The sequence below is a fragment of the Gracilibacillus marinus genome (assembly GCF_042651725.1).
Taxonomy (GTDB): Bacteria; Bacillota; Bacilli; order Bacillales; family Amphibacillaceae; genus Gracilibacillus; species Gracilibacillus marinus.
In genome coordinates this window covers 1,367,012-1,388,659 of sequence record NZ_JBHSDV010000001.1, presented here as the reverse complement: position 1 = coordinate 1,388,659, position 21,648 = coordinate 1,367,012, and the positions used below count along the sequence as shown (strand labels likewise).

The window sequence follows — 21,648 nt, the reverse complement described above, 5'->3', positions numbered from 1 at the left end:
TTTAAGCATGAAATCAATTATTGACACATTATGCTTTATCTTTTTGTTCTTGTAAGACAGCTTTTCTAGAAAGGTTGACACGTCCTTGACGATCTATTTCCTTAACTTTAACCATTATTTGATCACCAATAGATACAACATCTTCTACTTTGTTAATTCGTTCTTCTGCTAACTCAGAAATGTGTACAAGTCCTTCTTTACCTTTGAAAAGTTCTACAAATGCACCAAATTTCTCAACACGTTTGACTGTTCCTAAATACATTTGACCAACTTCTACTTCACGTACAATATCTTCAATTATTTTTTGTGCTTTTTTGTTCATTTCTGTATCTGTAGATGAAATAAAAACATTTCCATCTTGTTCAATATCTATTTTTACACCTGTTTCTTCAATAATTTTATTGATTTGTTTCCCACTTGGTCCAATTACATCACGAATCTTATCTGGATTAATTGTCATCGTAAGTATTTTAGGTGCATAATTAGATAATTCATGCTTAGGTTCATTAATTGTTTCTAGCATATGAGATAAAATATGCATACGTCCTTTTTTAGCATGTTGTAATGCTTCTTCTAAAATTTCGCGAGATAAACCATCAATTTTGATATCCATTTGTAATGCAGTTACCCCGTTTGCTGTTCCTGCAACTTTGAAATCCATATCTCCAAGAAAGTCTTCCATTCCTTGAATATCTGTTAAAATAGTATAATCTTCTCCTGATTTTACTAATCCCATTGCAATCCCTGCCACAGGAGCTTTAATTGGAACTCCCGCATCCATCATCGCTAAAGTACTTGCACAAATACTTGCTTGTGAAGTAGAACCATTTGATTCCAATACTTCAGATACTAAACGAATCGTATATGGAAATACTTTTTCATCAGGAATGACTACTTCTAATGCTCGCTCACCTAATGCACCATGTCCAATTTCGCGACGACCAGGTCCACGTATAGGTCCTGTTTCCCCAACACTAAATGAAGGAAAATTGTAATGATGCATAAAACGTTTGGACTCTTCTGCATCTAAACCATCTAAAATTTGAACGTCACCTAATGCGCCGAGTGTACAAATACTTAACGCTTGTGTCTGTCCTCTTGTAAACAAGCCAGAACCATGTGTTCTTGGTAAAACTCCAATTCTTGATGATAATGGTCGAACCTCATCAATTTGGCGTCCATCAGGTCTAATTTTTTCTTTTGTAATTAGTCGACGAACTTCTTCTTTCACAATTTTATCTAAAACATTTACTACTTGTTTCATAATGCTTGCATCTGCTTCTTGCTCTTCATACTCAGCAATAACTTTTTCTTTCACTTCATTAATTGCATCTTCACGAGCATGTTTTTCTTGTACTTGAATTGCTTCAATTAATTGCGCTTTTGCTTTACCTTCTACTTCATCAATTATGGTAGCATCTAATTCAAATAATTTAACATCCATTTTCTCTACTTCTAATGCATCTATAATTTCTTCTTGGAATGCTACTAATCGCTTGATTTCTTCATGACCGAACATAATTGCTTCTAACATTACTTCTTCAGGTACTTCGTCTGCTCCTGCTTCCACCATATTAATTGCATCTTTTGTACCAGCGACAGTTAAATCAATATCGCTTTTTTCACGCTCTTCCAGTGTCGGATTCACGATAAACTTACCATCTACTCTACCAATAACGACACCTGCTATCGGTCCACTAAATGGGATGTTGGATATACTTAGTGCAATAGAAGAGCCGATCATTGCAGCTATTTCAGATGGTAGATTTTGATCTACACTCATTACAGTACTGATTACTTGTACTTCATTTCTAAAACCATCTGGGAAAAGTGGACGGATAGGTCTATCAATTAAACGCGAAGTTAATATTGCTTTTTCACTTGGACGTCCTTCTCTTTTAATAAATCCACCTGGAATTTTACCAACAGCGTACAATCTTTCTTCGTAGTTAACTGTTAATGGGAAAAAGGGTAGGTCTTTAGGTTCTTTTGAGGCTGTTGCAGTTGCAAGTACAGCGGTATCACCATAATGTACCATACATGCTCCATTTGCTTGTTTTGCTAATTCACCAATTTCTACACGGAAAGGTTGTCCTGCAATTTCCGTAGTAAACACTTTTTTTTCAACTGTCATTCCATACTTACTCCTCTCAAAAAGCAATCATGCTTTTCTTAAACTATTCCTATTTTACCATGTCATACATGTATATGTAACTAATTCTATCATTTTATATTTAGTATAAACCAAATACAGGTTTTTATATGCATTTTTACATACAGAAAAAGCGGGAATATTCCCGCTTTTTAAGTAGTTTATCGACGTAAACCAAGTTTTTGAATTAATTCACGATAACGTTGTACGTCTTTATTACGTAGGTAGTTTAACAAGTTACGACGTTTACCTACCATTTTTAAAAGACCACGACGTGAATGATGATCTTTCTTGTGGATACGTAAGTGATTATTCAAATTGTTGATTTCCTCAGTAAGGACAGCGATTTGAACTTCTGGTGAACCCGTATCACTTTCGTGTGTTTTGAATTCATTAATAATTTCATTCTTACGTTCTTGTGTGATTGCCATCCTGCTCACCTCCTATTATACTAATTGAACACCGATCCCCTAGCAATCGTCGGAGTACTCGAATTGCCAAGCTGACGGTTCCATAGTATAGATTACATCTTTTTTTAATAAATTGCAAGTAGTTCCGTACTATAATTGAAAAAAGTTACGAATTTCTTTCTCATCTTGTTGAAGTTGTCCGACAAGCTCATCGATACCTTGAAATTTCTTCTCAGAACGAATGTATTTCTTCCAGGAAATCGTAATAAATTGACCATATATATCCTCATTAAAATCCAATATATGTACTTCAATTTTTGGTTCCAAGCGTTGATCAGAGAATGTTGGTTTATAGCCCAAATTTGCCATACCATAATATTTCTCACCATCTATTTCGACGTCCACAGCATATACACCTATCTTAGGTAAAAAATATGATTCGTGTAGTTCAATATTTGCAGTAGGATAACCAATTGTACGACCTCTTTTATCGCCATGAATCACTTCACCTTTAATTGATACATCACGAGACAATAGTCTTTCCGCTTCTTCTATGTCCCCATCTTTTAAAGCTTTTCTAATTCTAGTTGAACTGACTTTTTCTTCATGATCAGTAATTTCGCCAATCTTTGTTGTAAGTAATTTTTTGTCCGTATGTTGTAAAATATTATCCATATTACCCGAACCTTTATAACCAAATGTAAAATCAAATCCTGCAACAAGATGTGTAATATTTAGACCATGAATAAAATGATCAATAAAAGAACTTGGCGTTAATTGTGCTAACTTTGTATTAAACTTCACAACATATAACCGATCAACATCATAACCACTAATTAATTGAATTTTTTCATCTAACGGTGTCAGATATTGAATGTCCGTATTATTTTTGTTCAAAACAACGGACGGATGTGGATCAAATGTAATAACTGCAACTTGCTGATTGCTTGATTTTGCGATATCCACTGCTTCCTTAATTACTTTCTGATGTCCTTTATGTAAGCCATCAAAAAAACCAATTGCAGCAACAGTAGGAAGAATAGCTGAATCTGATAACTGATGTGGATATGACAATGAAAATACATCCATTGTGTGCACCTACTTTCTAGCGTGAATTAAGATTAAATACTCTTGCTGGTTTTATTTCTTTGTTATTATCATGAACATGATAAATTGCCAAAAGTTCCCCGTCACATTCGATACGAAAGTATTCCGTTTCAGGTAATGTTACTGGTAGAGGTAGCTTTTGGCCATTTAATACTTTAGTTCTTGTTGTTTCAGAGACATCTAACTTGTCTAAATGTGAAATACCTTTTTTAATTGGTAGTAAAAGTGTCTCTGTTGGTTGTGACATCATATCATCAAATCGTACACACTGATCAGCTATTATACCACCAGTTGCCGTGCGTTCTAAACCTGACATATGGGCAGGAAAATCTAACTTTTCGCCAAGATCTTTACACAATGTACGAATGTACGTTCCTTTAGAACACTTCACTTCAAACGTTACATGTTGTAACTTCTTATCATGATCGAAAGTTGTGTCAATAAACTCGATTCCATAAATTTCTATCATTCGTGAAGGTCTTTCTACTTCTATACCTTCTCGCGCATACTCATATAGTTTTTTTCCATCTACTTTAATTGCAGAATATAATGGTACTGTTTGAACAATTTTTCCATTAAACGTATTTAATATTTCCATTAAAGTTTTTTCTGGAATCGGAGTAGGTAGTGATTTTTGATATACAACTTCTCCAGTATGGTCTTCCGTATCTGTGCTATAACCTAAAGTCATTGTTGCAACATATGTCTTTTGCGTATCTGTAAGAAACGGGACAATTTTTGTTGCTTCTCCAATGCAAAGAGGCAAAACACCTTCTACTTCTGGATCCAATGTTCCAGTATGACCAATTTTTTTTGTTTTTAAAAGTTTACGAGCTTTCAACACACAATCGTGAGACGTCATGCCTTTTGGTTTCCATAATGGTAGTATTCCGTTCATTTTTACCTCCAAAATTTGTAGTATGTATAAGTATAAATCTTTTTAATCAAATAATCGACAGAAAACCCTTGTATGATATAACAAGGGTTTTCTGCCAAAGATCTATTACAATTCATCATCTTGATTGTTTATTTGTCGTAACAAATCTTCAATACGATTTCCACGTTCTATCGCATCATCTAAATCAAATGATAATTCTGGGGTTTTACGTAATCTTATTCTTTTTCCTATTTCGCTTCTAATAAAACCTTTTGCTTTAGCGAGTCCAATTAACGTGTCTTGACGTTTTTTATCGTCTCCTAACACAGAAATATAAATTTTCGCTTGTTGTAAATCACCAGTAACTTCTACATCTGTGATTGTCACAAACCCAACTCTTGGATCCTTTATTCTTCTTGAAATTATGTCGCCAAGCTCTTTTTTCATTTGTTCTGCTACTCTATTTGCTCTTAACTGATTCATCTACAATGTGCACCTCTTTCATCGATATAAAGGCAACAACTTTTATGATTTTTACAGAAAACTGCGATTACGATATACATTTCATCATTCAGATTGTCATCGTTCTTCTATGTGTGTAATGGTACGTTCTACTTCAACAAATGAATCGATTATAGATAAAGCTTGTTGAATGACTTTTTCATTTAATTGCTTATTATCAGAAATAGTAACGATTCCCAAACAAGTCAGTTGCCATTTATTTTGATATTCTAGCTCAGCAATAGCTATATTCAATTCTTTCTGAATACGACGTTTTAGCTTTAACAACACAGATCTTTTGTCTTTTAACGAAAAACAATCATGTATACGTAATTCTATTTCTGCATAAAGAATCATTACATTTCGACTTCTTCCATAATGAATGCCTCAATAACATCGCCTTCTTTAATGTCATTGTAATTTTTTATTGTAATACCACATTCATAATTTTGTGCTACTTCTTTTACATCATCTTTAAAACGCTTCAGTGCGTCAATTTCACCTTCATAAATGACTACACCATCTCGAATTAAGCGTACACCTGCATCTCTTGATATTTTACCATCCGTAACATAACAGCCAGCAATTGTACCAATTTTGGACACTTTAAACGTTTCACGTACTTCTACTTGTCCGATTACTTTTTCCTCAAATTCAGGATCAAGCATACCTTTCATTGCTGCCTCTACTTCTTCAATAGCTTTGTAAATAATACGGTGTAATCTTATTTCAACATTTTCAGATTCCGCAGCTTGTTTCGCATTATTGTCTGGACGTACATTAAACCCTATAACAATTGCATTAGATGCAGATGCAAGAATAATATCAGATTCTTTAATTGCACCAACTCCAGTGTGGATAATATTTACTTTTACACCTTCAACATCAATTTTCTGTAAGGAAGCTGCTAAAGCTTCTACAGACCCATGAACATCCGCTTTTAAGATTACATTGATATCCTTAATTTCGCCTTGTTTGATTCGTTCGAATAAATCCTCTAAACTAACTTTCGCTTTATCTCCACGTTTTACTTCAAGTTCTTTTTGTTGACGCATCTCACCAATTTGTCGAGCTGTTTTTTCGTCTTTAAATACAACAAATCGATCTCCAGCAAGTGGTACATCATTTAAACCTGTAATCTCTACAGGTGTGGATGGTCCAACTGATTTCACACGTTTTCCTAAATCATTTACCATTGCTCTTACACGACCAAAAGTGTTTCCAACAACAATAGGATCCCCTACTTTTAATGTTCCGTTCTGTACAAGTAAGGAAGCAACAGATCCACGACCTTTATCTAATTGCGCATCAATCACTGTACCGTTAGCTAAACGATTTGGATTTGCTTTCAATTCTTCCACTTCAGCAACTAGAAGGATCATTTCTAACAAATCATCAATACCTTCTCCTTTTAATGCAGACAATTGTACAAAGATTGTCTCTCCTCCCCAGTCCTCAGGAATCAACTCATGTTCAGTTAATTCTTGCATTACTCTGTCTGGGTTAGCTCCTTCTTTGTCAATTTTATTTACTGCAACAATGATAGGAACTTCTGCTGCTTTCGCGTGATTGATCGCTTCAATCGTTTGTGGCATTACTCCATCATCTGCTGCTACAACAAGAATAGCAATGTCTGTTACTTGAGCACCACGTGAACGCATGCTAGTAAAAGCAGCGTGTCCTGGCGTATCTAAGAAGGTAACTTTTTTACCATTTGCTTCTACTTGGTATGCACCGATATGTTGTGTAATTCCACCCGCTTCTCCTTCCGTAACTTTTGTGTTACGAATGGAATCAAGTAGAGTTGTTTTTCCGTGGTCAACGTGTCCCATTATTGTTACAACTGGTGGACGTTCTTTTAGTTTCTTTTGATCATCTTCCTCAATGTATGTGGCTAAATCTGTTTTATCTATCTCAATTTCCTGCTCTACTTCTACACCATATTCTCCACAAATTAATTCAATCGCATCTGTGTCAAGATCTTGATTCTTTGTAGCCATTACACCTAGAAACATCAATTTCTTGATTATTTCATTAGTTTCTTTGTTTAATTTTTCTGCAAGTTCACCAACATTAATTGAACCTGAATAAGTTATTTTAGTAACTTCTTTAGGCTCTTCTTTTTTTACGGGTTTATCCGCATTAAAGTTGTTAGTTTGTTTACTATTTTTATTACCTTTATTTGTTTGATTAGATGGTTTAGTATTTTGTTTTTTGGGTTCATTCTTTTTGTTGGTAGTCGTAAAAGTCGCATCTAATTTAGAAATAACATCATTAGATATTGTAGACATATGATTAGAAACAGGTTGATTTAATTCTTTCAATTTTTCAATGATGTCTTTACTTGATTTATTCACTTTTTTTGCATATTCGTACACACGTATTTTAGACATACGTTCACCCCCGATAATTGTTGGTTAGCAATTCCATTATTTTTTTTGCAAATCCACTATCATTAATGGAAACTGCCACCCTTCCGATCTTTCCTACTGCTTGTGATAATGTATCACGATCATCAATAAATATAAATGGTATATTGTAAAATGTGCATTTATCTGTTAGTTTCTTTTTCGTCTGTATACCTATATCTGAAGCAATTAATACCACTTTTGCTTTTCTAGATTGAATCTCTTTTATAATTTGTTCTTCACCAAATGTACATTTTCTTGCTCTTGTCGCAATACCTAATATATTTAAATAGTTATTAGTAGCTTTCATATCTCAGCCTTCAATTAATTGCTTTAATTCCTCATAAATTTCCTGTGGAATTTGCGTTTCTAAATGTTTATCAAGTGCATGTGTTTTTTCTGCTTTATGAATCGCGTCAATACTTTTTGAAATATATGCTCCGCGACCGTTTTTCTTACCTGTTGGATCAACGAAGATTTGACCTTCTTTCGTCTTCACAATTCTAATTAATGCTTGTTTAGGAAACATTTCTTGTGTTGCTACACATTTACGCAATGGTACTTTTCTTTGTTTAGACAAATGAATTCCTCCTTATTTAAATAAATCTTCATCCATTTCATCAAGGGAAACTTCATAGTCATTAGAATCATTATATTCTAGCGTGTCTAGTTCTTCTTCCTTGTCATCTGTCAACAAACCTTCTTCACGTGCTTCTGATTCACTTTTTATATCGATTTTCCAACCTGTTAGCTTCGCTGCAAGCCTTGCGTTTTGTCCACGTTTTCCAATAGCTAATGAAAGTTGATAATCAGGTACAATGACAGTTGTTGATTTATTCTCTTCATCAACAAGTACTTTTACAACTTTAGAAGGGCTTAATGCATTTGACACATACACAATTGGATCTTCTGACCACTCAACAATATCTATTTTTTCACCATGCAATTCATCTACAATTGTTTGAACACGTTGACCTTTTTGCCCTACACATGAGCCTACTGGATCAATTTCTTCGTCTTGTGCATATACAGAGATTTTAGATCTATCTCCAGCCTCACGAGCAACAGACTTCACTTCAACTGTACCATCATAAATCTCAGGTACTTCCATTTCAAATAATCTTTTTAATAAGCCAGGATGTGTTCTAGAAACAAATATATTAGGACCTTTACTTGAATTTTCTACTTTTGTTACATACACTTTAATACGATCATGTATATTATAATTTTCCTGTGCGATGCATTCAGATTCAGGTAATTTTGCTTCTATTTTTCCTAAATTTACATAAATGAATCTGCCATCCATACGCTGAATTGTTCCGTTCATAATATCATCTTCACGGTCAATATATTCGTTATAAATAATTCCTCTTTCTGCCTCTCTAACACGTTGCGTAACAACTTGTTTTGCAGCTTGAGCAGCGATTCTTCCAAAGTCTCTTGGTGTTACTTCAATTTCTACAATATCTCCGACATCATACATTGGACTAATTTGTTGTGCTTCATCAACAGAGATTTGTGTTTGTATATCTTCTACTTCTTCTACAATTTCTTTTTGTGCAAAAACGGCCATTTTGCCTGCTTCTTCATTTAAATCGACACGAACATTTGTTGCAGATTTAAAATTCTTCTTGTATGCGGAGATTAATGCAGCTTCTAATGCTTCAATAAGAATATCTTTATTAATTCCTTTTTCTTTTTCTAAAAAATTAATCGCATCGAACAATTCTTTGTTCACAATTCTTCCCCCTCGTATATTAAAACATTACAGCTAAATGTGCTTTAGCGATTTTCTCGTAAGGTATTTCAACTTTTTTTGTTTTTGTTTTATCTCGATATGCGATAGTAACGATTTGATTTTCTATTCCAATTAATTCGCCAGTAAATTCTTTATCACCAGCAATTGGCTCATACAATTTGACATATACATTCTTACCTACATTTTTCTCAAAATCCAATTCTTTTTTTAGCGGTCTCTCGACACCAGGTGAGGAGACTTCCAAGAAATAAGCTCCTTCAATTGGGTCTTTCTCATCTAACACCTCACTTAAGCGTTCAGAAACAATGCCACATTCTTCAATATCTACACCATTTTCTTTATCAATATATACTCGCAAAAACCAATTTGGACCTTCTTTTTCATATACGACATCGACTAATTCTAAAGAAAGTTCCTCTACAATTGGCTTGACAATTTCTTCTGTTTGTTTAGCGATATTTTGACTCATACATTCGACCTCCTTTAACAATCAAATAGTTTCATTTTTCATTTATTTATTATATTTCCCTTAAAAATTCATCCATACACATTTGTTATATACTTAGGGAATGATAAATCCCTTGCCTATATTGGCAAGGGATAGCAATAGCCCTATAAGTTAACAATGTGGCTATGAAGAAAGAGTGGGATAACCCACTCTTTTAGCACATCAAATAAAATCTTAATAAAATATAACACGTTTGGATAAAGTTTGCAAGGTTTTTGCTTTATACAATATTGGAATTTAAAATAATGATAGTTGATTTTTTTCTTCCATTCCTTCTAAACAACCATGTTGATCCAAATATTCTAATACTGTTTTAGATATTCTACTTCTTTCACGCAAATCTTCTTTAGATAAAAATTCTCCATCTTCGCGAACTTTTGCAATATTAATTGCAGCATTCGTACCAAGGCCATCTACTGCATTAAATGGTGGAATTAACGTGTCACCTTCTACCAAAAATTCAGTTGCTGAAGAACGATACAAATCTACTTTTTGAAAACGAAAACCACGTTCGTTCATTTCTAAAGACAGTTCTAGAACTGTTAGTAAATTTTTTTCTTTTGGTGTTGCATCATTTCCTTTAGCTATGATTTCTTTAATACGAGTCCTAATTGCTTCTGAACCTTTAATCATCGTATCAAGCTCAAAATCATCTGCTCTTACAGTGAAGTACGCAGCATAAAAGTATAGTGGATAATGCACTTTAAAATAAGCTATTCGTATAGCCATCAATACATATGCAGCAGCGTGTGCTTTTGGAAACATATATTTAATCTTTTTACATGAATCTATATACCATTCAGGTACATTGTTTTTAAGCATTTCTTCTATCCACTCATCTTGCAATCCTTTTCCTTTACGAACAGATTCCATAATTTTGAATGCTAATGATGCATCTAGTCCTTTGTGCATCAAATAAACCATAATATCATCACGACACCCTATTACATCGGGTAATCCACATATACCATCATTGATTAATTCTTGTGCATTTCCTAACCATACATCTGTACCATGACTTAATCCAGAAATAATAACTAATTCAGCAAACGTTTTTGGCTTCGTATCCTCTAACATTTGACGTACAAATCTTGTTCCAAATTCGGGAACTCCTAATGTTCCTGTTTTACACATGATTTGATCAGCGGTCACACCTAATACTTCAGGTCCAGAGAATATTTTCATCGTTTCTTGATCATCTGTCGGAATTGTTTGAGGGTCGATTCCACTAAGATCTTGTAACATACGGATAACGGTCGGATCATCGTGCCCTAATATATCTAATTTCAACAAATTATCATGTATGGAATGAAAATCAAAATGTGTTGTACGCCATTCCGAATTACGGTCATCTGCGGGATACTGGATTGGAGTAAAATCATATATTTCCATATAATCTGGTACTACAATAATACCACCTGGGTGTTGACCTGTTGTACGTTTGGCTCCAGTACACCCTTTAACTAATCGGTCCACCTCAGCATTTTTAATAATCATACCATTATCATTTGCATATCCTTTGACATAACCATATGCTGTCTTTTCAGCAACTGTTCCAATTGTTCCTGCACGAAAAACATTATCTTCACCAAATAATACTTTTGTATAATTATGTGCCCTTGGTTGATACTCTCCAGAGAAGTTCAAATCAATATCTGGTACTTTATCACCTTTAAAGCCTAAGAATGTTTCAAATGGTATATCTTGCCCATCTTTTTTATACATTGTTTGACAGTCTGGACATTCTTTGTCTGGTAAATCAAAACCACTCCCATATGAACCATCATTAAAGAATTCACTTTTTTTACAATTTGGACAAACATAATGTGGTGGTAATGGGTTCACTTCTGTAATCTCAGTAAATGTCGCAATAAGTGAAGATCCAACGGAACCCCTAGATCCTACTAAATAACCATCATTTAATGATTTTTTTACGAGTTTATGTGAAATTAAATAAATAACCGCAAATCCATGTCCAATTATACTTTTTAATTCTTTCTCGATACGTTGCTCAACTATTTCTGGTAATTGCTCACCGTAAATCGATTTAGCAAATGTATAGCTAAGTTCTCTAATTTCTTTATCTGCACCATCTATATTTGGTGTATACAAATCATCTTTAATTGGCTTCACTTCATCAATTTGATCTACTAGTTTATTAGGATTTGTAACAACAATTTCTTTTGCTTTTTCTGCACCAAGAAACTGAAATTCATCTATCATTTCATTAGTCGTTCTAAAATAGGTATTTGGGAGTTTCTGTCTATTCAATGGGTTCCCACTTTGAGACGCTATTAAAATTTTGCGGTATATCTGATCATTTTTCTCTAAATGATGCACATTCCCTGTTGCGACACATAATTTCCCCATTCTGTCTGCCATTTCTACTAATTTACGTAAAATATCATATAATTGTGCTTCATTCTGTACTAATTCTTTATCTAATAAATGAATATAGTTAGCAGGAGGTTGGACTTCAATATAATCATAAAATTGTGCGATTTTTTCTGCTTGCTCTTCAGATTTTTGCATCATTGTTTCAAAAACTTCACCTTTATCACATGCTGTACCAACCAATATACCCTCACGTAATTGGTGTAATTTTGATCTTGGAATACGAGGGACACGATAAAAATAATCAATATGTGCATGTGACACAAGTTTAAATAAATTTTTTAAACCAACCTCATTAACAGCGAGTAGTGTCGCGTGAAAAGGTCGTGCGCGTTGATAACTATTTCCTTCTCCCATATGTTGATTAAATTGATTGTGATTAATGATACCTTTTTCGTCAGCTAATTTAATTAATTTCCACAACAAATAACTCGTCGCTTCTGTATCATAAATCGCTCTATGATGTTGTGTTAATTCAATATCTAATTTCTTACACATTGTGTTTAGACGATGATTCTTCATATCTGGGAATAAGTATCTTGCTAGTTCCAACGTGTCAATTACTGGATTTGTCGCTTCTTCCATACCAAATTTTTTAAACCCTGTGTTAATAAACCCCATATCAAAATCAGCATTATGTGCAACAAGCGTATGGTCACCCATCCAGTCATGGAATTTTGCTAATACTTCTTCCACTTCTGGTGCGTCTTGTAACATATCATCCGTTATATGCGTCAAATTAATAATAGTTTCAGATAAAGGTTGGTGCGGGTTAGCAAATGATTCAAATTTATCTATAATTTCTCCATTTTTAATTTTTACTGCAGCTAGTTCAATTATCGTATCATAAACTGCAGATAATCCAGTTGTTTCCACATCAAATACGACATATGTTTCATCAAGTAATACTCGATCATCACTATTATAAGCAATAGGCACTCCGTCATCTACAACATTTGCTTCTACTCCATAGATAATTTTCACTCCATGCTTTTTGCCTGCTCCATATGCCTCAGGAAAAGCTTGTGCACCGGCATGGTCAGTAATTGCAATAGCTTTATGCCCCCATTTTGCCGCCTGTTCTATTAGTTTTGAAGCAGATACAACAGAATCAATTTGACTCATCAATGTATGTGCATGTAATTCTACACGTTTTTCACCATCGACACCATAATCTTCACGCATTTTTGCAGGAATTTCTTGGATATCTCTAGCCATCATCGTCAATTCATTAGAAAATGTGTCTGTTTGTATCATTCCTTTTGCTTTTAACCACATACCAGGTTTAAATTGTTTAAATTTATCTGCGTCTTGATCGCCCTTGGAGAACATTTTTATTTGAAACGAATCGGAATAATCTGTCATTTTTAATATTAATAATTGTCTTCCACTGCGGAGTTCTCTAATCTCAACATCAAACAAATACCCTTGAAAAATGACATTTTTTTCTTCTTCTATAATTTCCTTCATCTGAATTGGCTCTTCTTTAATCGGATAACCAATTTGAATAGGTCCTTCAGGTTTGTCTTGATTATTATCTTTTGCTCTCTGTTCTTGTTGCTTAAATGCTTCTAACACTTTAATCCTGTCTTCTTCTTGTTTTTGTTTCCTGAATTTAACAATTTCATCATGCTCTTCCACAACTTGTATTTCAATTTTCCGCTTATTGAAACCTATTTTGTTACAAAAATGATCAAATAATGATTGCATTTCTTGTAACAAAGCAGCTCGTTCTACTTCATTGCTTGTAGTTAACATAATCTTATTATTGTTTATTTGAGGAACTTGATTATTCAATGTACGATATTTAGGTGATTCCGCACATAATTCACTTACAAATATATGCCAATATGCAATCAACTCTTGATCTGAAATTGTCGTTTTATTTGAGTGAAATTTCCAACTCACTTTTGCAATTGATGAAAAAGCTTCAGTAAGTTTCAAAACAAATAATTGATATACTTCTGCTGGCATACATTCTTCAATTACAAAAGAAAAATGCCATGTTTGAGTTTTTCGATATACTTCTAACTTCTCTATTTTGGCATTTTGGAAGTACTTATTTTTCATGTCATCTGGTATTCCAATTTGTTGCGTTAATAAATTAAATCTTTCTTCACTCGTACTTTGCAATATGTTCACCCCTCAAGCTAAGACAAAGGATTTGTACTCAATTTAATATAAATGGTAAATCCCCTGTCGTTACATTTGGACAAGGGATTATCTTTCACATTTAATTTTCTGAAAAGAATTTCTTAATCGATGGAACAATTTCTGAAACATGTAAGTCAAATTGTTCTCCATCTTCTCTCACTTTGCATTCCACGTATCCTTCACTTGCGCGTTTTCCAACTGTTATTCGAATTGGTAGTCCAATTAAGTCACTATCAGCAAATTTTACTCCTGCTCTTTCTTTTCGATCATCAAATAACACGTCAAAATGGTTTTGTTGTAATTCTTTATAAATGCTTTCACTTAAATGCAATTGTTCTTCATCCTTCGTATTCACTGTAACTAAGTGAATATCGTATGGAGAAACTGATTTTGGCCAAATAATTCCTTTTTCATCATGAAATTGCTCTACAATAGCAGCAACTGTGCGAGATACGCCAATTCCATAGCATCCCATTGTCATTACTTCTTGCTTACCTTGCTCATTCAGATATTGTGCACCTAATTTTTCAGCATATCTTTTTCCTAATTTAAACACATGCCCTACTTCAATACCTTTAGCAAATTGTATCGTTCCTTTTCCATCTGGAGAAGGATCTCCTTCTTTAATAAATCTTAAATCTTCATATTTATCTACAGTAAAGTCCTTATTTGGATTCACATTAATGTAATGTTTACCTGTTTCATTTGCTCCACAATACCCATTCACAATACTTGTGATTGCGTTATCTGCAATGATAGGAATCTCTTTCACATTCACTGGACCTAATGAACCAATGTCAGCGCCTAATAAAGCTTTAGCTTCTTCTTCTGAGGCTAGTTCAACATGAGTAGCACCTAAACAATTTTTTAATTTAATATCGTTAATCTCATGGTCTCCGCGTGCTAAAACAAGAGCAAATTTATCTTCATCTATTTTAAATAATAATGATTTGATACCTTTATCAATGGATACATTTAAAAAGTTAGAAACTTCTTCCATCGTTTTAGCGGAAGGTGTATCCACAATTGTTCGTTCTTGTTCTTGCTCTGTGTTACGTGTGTACTCTACATTTACTGGAGCCATTTCGATATTTGCAGCAAAATCAGATGTATCAGAATATGCAATGGTATCTTCGCCGATCTCAGATAAAACCATAAATTCATGTGTATCCTTGCCGCCCATTGCACCTGAATCTGCAATGACCGCTCTAAAATTCAATCCACAACGCTTAAATATATTGGAATAAGCTAGATACATTTTATCGTATACGTCATCTAGGCTTTCATCAGTATCATGAAAAGAATACGCATCTTTCATGACAAATTCTCTACCACGCAACAAGCCAAATCTTGGTCTTTTTTCATCTCTATACTTTGTTTGAATTTGATACAATGTTAATGGTAATTTTTTATAACTTTTTACTTCGTCTCTAATGATACTTGTAATCACTTCTTCATGAGTTGCACCTAAAACAAACTCTCTGTCATGACGATCATGGAGTCTCATTAGCTCAGGACCAAAATTATACCATCTACCTGTTTCTTTCCATAAATCAGCAGGTTGTAATGCTGGCATTAACATCTCTACTGCTCCAGCTAATTCCATTTCTTCTCTGACAATTTGTTCCACCTTTTTTAATACTTTATTTCCTAACGGTAAGAAAGAATACACTCCAGACGCTGTTTGTCTAACATACCCAGCTCTCACTAATAATTTGTGGCTTGCTATTTCTGCATCTGTTGGCACTTCTTTTAATGTAGGAATTAGTGTTTGACTATGCTTCATTATTATTTCCACCTCGAAATTTCTAATTAAATATTGTATTTCATTTTATAGGAAAAGTCTCTGAATGTCATTCCATGTTACAACAATCATTAATAACATAAGTAATGCAAATCCAACAAAATGCACAATTCCTTCTTTTTGAGGATCTATTGGCTTTCCTCTTAATGCCTCAATACCAATGAACAACAACCTACCGCCATCTAATGCTGGCAATGGAACCAAGTTAACAATACCCAAATTCACACTTAATATTGCTGTCCACATCATAAAATTCAAAAATCCAGTTTGTACTACTTGATCTGTTGCGTCATATATACCTACAGGTCCTGATAGCATATCAATAGAGAATTGACCAGTTACTAACTTACCTAAATTAGTAATAATTAATGTTGACCATTTATATGTTTCTTCAAGACTATAAGGTATTGTTCGAATAAATGATTTTTCTAACGCTAACGTTACTCCAACTTGACCAAATGTTCCTTCTTCTGTTTCTACTGCTTGAGGTGTGACATCTAATTTCAGTTCTTCATTATCACGTAGAACTGTCATTTCAACAGTAGTATCTGGACTTTTCTCTACAATAGATCGAAAATCTTCCCAATCATCTATCTTACTTCCATCAATTGCAATTACTGTGTCATTAGGTTCAAAACCTGCTTCAGCAGCAGGACTATTATCTACTACTTGTCCTACTCTCACATCATCTGCTGGTACACCTTGAATAAAACCTAATATCATAAAAATAACAATAGATAATAAAAAGTTCATCATCGGTCCTGCGAATAATTGCATCGCTCTTTGTCTTTTTGTCTTTGATGCGAATTGTCTATTATATGGAGCAATCTGTGTAGCTTTTTCGTCCATGATAAAGTGCGCTTTTTCATCAACTTGAAAGGAGTGTAACATCTCTTGATCCACTTCGTATCCTTTTATTGACAAAGCATGATCTAAGTCAATATGTTCTACTTCCACTACTAAGCAATCTGGATGTTTATCTTTATTATTTACGATAATTTGATTGACTTTTCCATGTGAATCAAAAGTCAAACCAATTAGTTGTCCTGGTTTTATTTCTATAATCTCAGGATCTTCACCAGCAACTCTTACATATCCTCCCATTGGCAACAATCTTATCGTATATAATGTTTCATTTTTAATTGTCGAAAATATTTTTGGTCCGAATCCTATCGCAAATTCTCGAACTAACATTCCTGCTCTTTTAGCAAATATGTAATGACCAAATTCATGAATAAACACAAGTAAGCCAAACATCAAAATAAACGCAATGATTGTATTCAATTCAACACACCCCTTTCAAAAAACATAATTTATTATAGTACTTCAAGCACTTTCTTTCTTGTTTCTAAATCAACAGATTGAATTGTTTCTAAATCTGGGTTTGCAATGTTCTGATGATTGGATAGCATTTTCTCTACAATATCTTCTATTTGTAAAAAAGAAATTTTTTCATTTAAAAATAAATCGACTGCTATTTCATTTGCAGCGTTTAGTACTGTTGGTAATGTTCCACCAGCCTTGCCTGCTTCAAACGCTAACTTTAAACCTGGGAATCGATTATAATCCATTTGTTGAAAATGTAGTTTTCCGATTGAAACTAGATCTAACTTGTTTGCAGTAGGTAAAGATTCTCTGTTTGGATATGTTAGTGCATATTGAATTGGCACTCTCATATCAGGTGTGCCTAATTGAGCTATAATACTTGAATCAACAAATTCAACCATAGAATGTATAATACTTTCTTTATGTTGAACCACTTCAATTTGATCAAAAGAGATATTAAATAACCAATGCGCTTCAATAACTTCTAATCCTTTATTCATCATTGTTGCAGAATCAATTGTTATTTTTGCACCCATACTCCAATTGGGATGTTTAAGTGCGTCTTGTACTGTTACATTTTCTAATTCTTTTCTTGTTTTATCTCTAAAACTACCGCCAGAAGCTGTAAGAATAATCTTATTAACTTGCTTTTTTTCTTCCCCATTTAATGCTTGAAATATTGCAGAATGTTCACTATCAATTGGTAATAAGTCTACATTGTACTTTTTCGCTTCAGCCATTACTAAATGTCCTGCGGTTACTAATGTTTCTTTATTTGCTATTGCAATTTGTTTTTTATTTCTAATTGCATTCAACGTTGCGCTTAATCCAACACTACCCATTACCGCATTTACAACAATATCTACTCCATCATGCTCACAAATCGTATCTAAACTATCTGTACCATATAGAATTTGTCCATCTATTTTAGTTGCGGCATTAATTAATTTTTCTTTAGCTTCTTTGTTTTTAACAACGATCCATAATGGTTGGAATTCTTCTATTATTGGTAGTGCACGCTGTATATTCTCACCAAAAGAGATAGCAAACAATTTAAATTTGTCAGGATGTTGTTTGATCACATCAATCGTTTGTATCCCAATTGAACCTGTTGCACCTAGCAACGTTATATTTTTCATGAATCATCCGCTCCAGTTTATATAGTCTATGAAATAAAATGAATAAAATGTAATAATGGAAAGACAAATAACCAACTATCAAATCTGTCTAATATCCCGCCATGACCAGGTAATAATTTTCCTGAGTCCTTTACATTATAATGTCTTTTTATTGCAGATTCTACTAAATCGCCTATTTGTCCAAAAATAGAGGCAATGATTGTTACAACGATTACTAAAACTAATGAATCATGTACTGGAAAAAATTGATGATATATTGCAGTAACAACACATGCAATTAATATCCCACCAACAGCCCCTTCTATTGTCTTATTCGGACTAATCTGAGGCCATAATTTCTTTTTCCCAAATGCCCTACCAAAAAAGTATGCACCGGTATCAGTTGCAAGTACAACTAATATTGCATAAAACACAAATGTTAGACCATTAGTATGATCACGTGTTTCGATAAAATAATAAAATCCTAACCCTACATACATGGTTGATAAAATTAAAAATCCTGCATCTTCAAAAGTAAACTTATTTTTAACAAGAACAGTATATGCTAATAATAATATAACAAAGAACATAATTAGTTCTAATCGTTTGGCAAAAAACACACTTTCTCCTGGATATAACAATCCCCATAACAATATAACTGTTAAAATTGTTGGAATAGGATAAGATGTTGTTTTTCTCATATGTAATAGTTCTAACAAACCTATTGTTGCAATTATATACATGATAATATAAAAAGGCATATCACCTATAAAGACAAGTGGGAAAAACACTAATATTGCTACAATCGCTGTAATAATTCTAATCATCAATTTAAATCACACCTTAAATTCCGCCGTATCGACGTTTTCGTTTTTGATAGTCTTTAATTGCTGTAACAAGTTCTTCTTCATCAAAATCTGGCCAAAAAGTATCTGTAAACCATAATTCAGAATAAGCGGATTGCCATAACAAGAAGTTACTTAATCTTTGCTCTCCACTAGTGCGAATAACTAAATCAGGATCAGGTAACGTTGCAGTATATAAATGTCTTTTAAAAGAATTTTCGTCTATCTCTTCCATAGTATATACACCATCTATTACTTCTTTACAAATCCCTTTAACTGATTGAACAAGTTCATAACGACCACCATAGTTCATCGCTATATTTAATATAAGTCCACTATTAGTTGAAGTTTTGTCGATTGCATTATTAATCGCTACTTGCGTTCTTTTAGGTAAATCTTCAATCTCACCTATTGTTTGTACATTGACGTTTTGTTCGATTAATTCTGGTAAATAATATTGTAAAAAGTCAATAGGTAAATTCATCAAATAGTCTATCTCACTAGATGGTCTCTTCCAATTTTCTGTTGAGAATGCATACAATGTTAATATTTTAACATCAAAGGCATTTGCCGCTTTCACAATTCTTTTTACATTATCCATCCCTTGTTTATGTCCAGCAAATCGAGGTAATCCTTTTTTCTCAGCCCATCTTCCATTTCCGTCCATAATTATTGCAATATGCTTTGGAATATTATGATTACTTACAGTAAATCCTCTTTTTTCTTGCTTATTTTTAAAAGGAAGCTTAAACAAAGTCATTTCATATCCTCCATCACTTGTCGTACAGTCTATTTTAATCGACAAATAAGGTAAAATACCACTGCATAGCCTGCAGAATAAATATTTGCCATACAATCTTTGACAACAAAAGTGGAAAAACCCTCTTTTTAAAGAGGGTCTTATCATTTAATTACATTTTACCTTTAATTTAATCATACTTCCATTATTTCTTGTTCTTTTTCTTTAGTTAATTGATCAATTTTCTTTGTATATTCATCAGTAAGTGATTGCACATCATCTTGGTGACCTCTTAATTCATCTTCAGTAATCTCACCATTTTTTTCGTTTTTCTTTAATTGGTCATTTGCGTCACGACGAATATTTCTGATTTGTACCTTGGATTCTTCAGCATATTTGCCTACGACTTTCACTAAATCTTTTCTTCTTTCTTCAGTTAATGGCGGAATATTCAAACGAATCACATTTCCATCACTAGAAGGAGACAAACCTAAATCAGCTTTCTGAATCGCTTTTTCAATGTCACCTATTACTGTTTTGTCAAAAGGCGTAATCAAAAGTAATCTTGCTTCAGGCACTGTTATCGAAGATAGTTGATTTAATGGAGTTAATGCTCCATAGTACTCTACTTGGATACTATCCAATAAAGCTGGGTTTGCTCTACCTGCACGAACAGTAGCTAGATTTTTTGAGTATGCTTTCGTCGCTTGTAACATTTTTTCTTTCGTTTCATTTAATAATTCTTTAGACATAATTAATTCCCCCTTATAATTGTACCAATATTTTCACCAGAAACAGCTTTTTTAATATTACCTTCTTCACCTATTGAGAAAACTAATAATGGTATATTGTTATCCATACAAAGTGAGGAGGCAGTAGCGTCCATCACTCCTAATCCTTCATTTAGGATTTCTAAATACGATAATTGATCGTATTTCGTTGCATTCTTATCTAATTTAGGATCTGCAGTATACACACCGTCTACATTATTCTTTGCCATTAAAATAACATCTGCTTCTATCTCTGCGGCTCTAAGCGCAGCAGTTGTGTCTGTTGAAAAATACGGATTACCCGTACCTGCAGCAAAGATAACCACTCGCTTCTTCTCTAAATGTCTAATTGCTTTTCTACGTATATAAGGTTCTGCTACTTGTCTCATCTCAATTGATGTTTGTACTCGAGTTGGAATACCTAAATTCTCCAAACTGTCTTGAAGAGCTAGTGAGTTCATAACCGTTGCTAACATTCCCATGTAATCTGCATTGGCACGATCCATTCCCATTTCACTACCAACTTTACCACGCCAAATGTTACCACCACCAACAACAACTGCAACTTCCACACCTAATTCTACTACATCTTTCACTTGTTTTGCTACAGATTGTATAATTGCAGGCTCAATTCCAAAACCTTGCTCTCCACTTAATGCTTCACCACTTAGTTTTAAAACAATTCTTCTATAATTAGCAGTAGCCATAATAACCTCCATATATGTATATATTATAATAAAAATTAGCATTTCCTGTCTATCAAAAACTTATGGATA

Annotated in this window: 19 protein-coding genes; all 19 read right to left on the bottom strand. The window is 33.5% G+C overall.

Annotated elements, in window-relative coordinates; genetic code table 11:
- Positions 1 to 28 precede the first annotated feature (28 nt).
- On the bottom strand, positions 29 to 2,134 hold the full coding sequence (gene pnp / locus ACFOZ1_RS06430; RefSeq protein WP_390197299.1) for a polyribonucleotide nucleotidyltransferase: 2,106 nt from the start codon (positions 2,132 to 2,134) through the stop codon (positions 29 to 31).
- 179 nt (positions 2,135 to 2,313) lie between these two features.
- Positions 2,314 to 2,583 (bottom strand): 30S ribosomal protein S15, encoded by a 270-nt coding sequence (gene rpsO, locus ACFOZ1_RS06425; RefSeq protein WP_390197296.1) that lies wholly within the window; start codon positions 2,581 to 2,583, stop codon positions 2,314 to 2,316.
- A gap of 129 nt (positions 2,584 to 2,712) precedes the next feature.
- Positions 2,713 to 3,651, bottom strand: coding sequence for a riboflavin biosynthesis protein RibF (gene ribF / locus ACFOZ1_RS06420; protein ID WP_390197293.1), 939 nt, complete (start codon positions 3,649 to 3,651; stop codon positions 2,713 to 2,715).
- 16 nt (positions 3,652 to 3,667) lie between these two features.
- Complete coding sequence (gene truB / locus ACFOZ1_RS06415; protein WP_390197290.1) at positions 3,668 to 4,567, bottom strand: tRNA pseudouridine(55) synthase TruB; 900 nt, start codon at positions 4,565 to 4,567, stop codon at positions 3,668 to 3,670.
- A 105-nt stretch (positions 4,568 to 4,672) separates the two neighbouring features.
- Positions 4,673 to 5,029 (bottom strand): 30S ribosome-binding factor RbfA, encoded by a 357-nt coding sequence (gene rbfA / locus ACFOZ1_RS06410; RefSeq protein ID WP_390197288.1) that lies wholly within the window; start codon positions 5,027 to 5,029, stop codon positions 4,673 to 4,675.
- A gap of 96 nt (positions 5,030 to 5,125) precedes the next feature.
- Complete coding sequence (locus ACFOZ1_RS06405; RefSeq protein ID WP_390197285.1) at positions 5,126 to 5,404, bottom strand: DUF503 domain-containing protein; 279 nt, start codon at positions 5,402 to 5,404, stop codon at positions 5,126 to 5,128.
- Positions 5,404 to 7,440, bottom strand: coding sequence for a translation initiation factor IF-2 (gene infB / locus ACFOZ1_RS06400; RefSeq protein WP_390197282.1), 2,037 nt, complete (start codon positions 7,438 to 7,440; stop codon positions 5,404 to 5,406). Before infB ends, ACFOZ1_RS06405 begins: the two co-directional genes overlap by 1 nt.
- Positions 7,441 to 7,444: 4 nt before the next feature.
- Positions 7,445 to 7,765 carry a L7Ae/L30e/S12e/Gadd45 family ribosomal protein gene (locus tag ACFOZ1_RS06395; RefSeq protein ID WP_390197280.1) on the bottom strand — a complete coding sequence of 107 codons (321 nt, stop codon included), beginning with the start codon at positions 7,763 to 7,765 and terminating at the stop codon, positions 7,445 to 7,447.
- A gap of 3 nt (positions 7,766 to 7,768) precedes the next feature.
- Positions 7,769 to 8,035: an RNase P modulator RnpM gene (gene rnpM / locus ACFOZ1_RS06390; protein WP_390197277.1), complete on the bottom strand. Its 267-nt coding sequence runs from the start codon at positions 8,033 to 8,035 to the stop codon at positions 7,769 to 7,771.
- 12 nt (positions 8,036 to 8,047) lie between these two features.
- Positions 8,048 to 9,193, bottom strand: coding sequence for a transcription termination factor NusA (nusA, locus tag ACFOZ1_RS06385; protein WP_390197274.1), 1,146 nt, complete (start codon positions 9,191 to 9,193; stop codon positions 8,048 to 8,050).
- A gap of 19 nt (positions 9,194 to 9,212) precedes the next feature.
- The gene (gene rimP / locus ACFOZ1_RS06380; protein WP_390197272.1) at positions 9,213 to 9,683 is read right to left on the bottom strand and encodes a ribosome maturation factor RimP; all 471 of its coding nucleotides are present in this window, start codon (positions 9,681 to 9,683) and stop codon (positions 9,213 to 9,215) included.
- Between the two features lie 276 nt (positions 9,684 to 9,959).
- Positions 9,960 to 14,249 (bottom strand): PolC-type DNA polymerase III, encoded by a 4,290-nt coding sequence (locus tag ACFOZ1_RS06375; RefSeq protein ID WP_390197270.1) that lies wholly within the window; start codon positions 14,247 to 14,249, stop codon positions 9,960 to 9,962.
- A gap of 100 nt (positions 14,250 to 14,349) precedes the next feature.
- On the bottom strand, positions 14,350 to 16,056 hold the full coding sequence (locus tag ACFOZ1_RS06370) for a proline--tRNA ligase (RefSeq protein WP_390197268.1): 1,707 nt from the start codon (positions 16,054 to 16,056) through the stop codon (positions 14,350 to 14,352).
- A 45-nt stretch (positions 16,057 to 16,101) separates the two neighbouring features.
- The gene (gene rseP, locus ACFOZ1_RS06365; RefSeq protein ID WP_390197265.1) at positions 16,102 to 17,358 is read right to left on the bottom strand and encodes an RIP metalloprotease RseP; all 1,257 of its coding nucleotides are present in this window, start codon (positions 17,356 to 17,358) and stop codon (positions 16,102 to 16,104) included.
- 32 nt (positions 17,359 to 17,390) lie between these two features.
- Complete coding sequence (dxr, locus tag ACFOZ1_RS06360) at positions 17,391 to 18,539, bottom strand: 1-deoxy-D-xylulose-5-phosphate reductoisomerase (RefSeq protein WP_390197262.1); 1,149 nt, start codon at positions 18,537 to 18,539, stop codon at positions 17,391 to 17,393.
- 26 nt (positions 18,540 to 18,565) lie between these two features.
- Positions 18,566 to 19,348, bottom strand: coding sequence for a phosphatidate cytidylyltransferase (locus ACFOZ1_RS06355; RefSeq protein ID WP_390197259.1), 783 nt, complete (start codon positions 19,346 to 19,348; stop codon positions 18,566 to 18,568).
- A 13-nt stretch (positions 19,349 to 19,361) separates the two neighbouring features.
- Positions 19,362 to 20,123 carry an isoprenyl transferase gene (locus ACFOZ1_RS06350; RefSeq protein WP_390197257.1) on the bottom strand — a complete coding sequence of 254 codons (762 nt, stop codon included), beginning with the start codon at positions 20,121 to 20,123 and terminating at the stop codon, positions 19,362 to 19,364.
- A gap of 173 nt (positions 20,124 to 20,296) precedes the next feature.
- Positions 20,297 to 20,854: a ribosome recycling factor gene (gene frr / locus ACFOZ1_RS06345; protein ID WP_390197254.1), complete on the bottom strand. Its 558-nt coding sequence runs from the start codon at positions 20,852 to 20,854 to the stop codon at positions 20,297 to 20,299.
- 2 nt (positions 20,855 to 20,856) lie between these two features.
- A complete protein-coding gene (pyrH, locus tag ACFOZ1_RS06340) occupies positions 20,857 to 21,579 on the bottom strand; it encodes a UMP kinase (protein ID WP_390197252.1) in 723 nt (240 codons plus the stop codon).
- Positions 21,580 to 21,648: the final 69 nt, after the last annotated feature.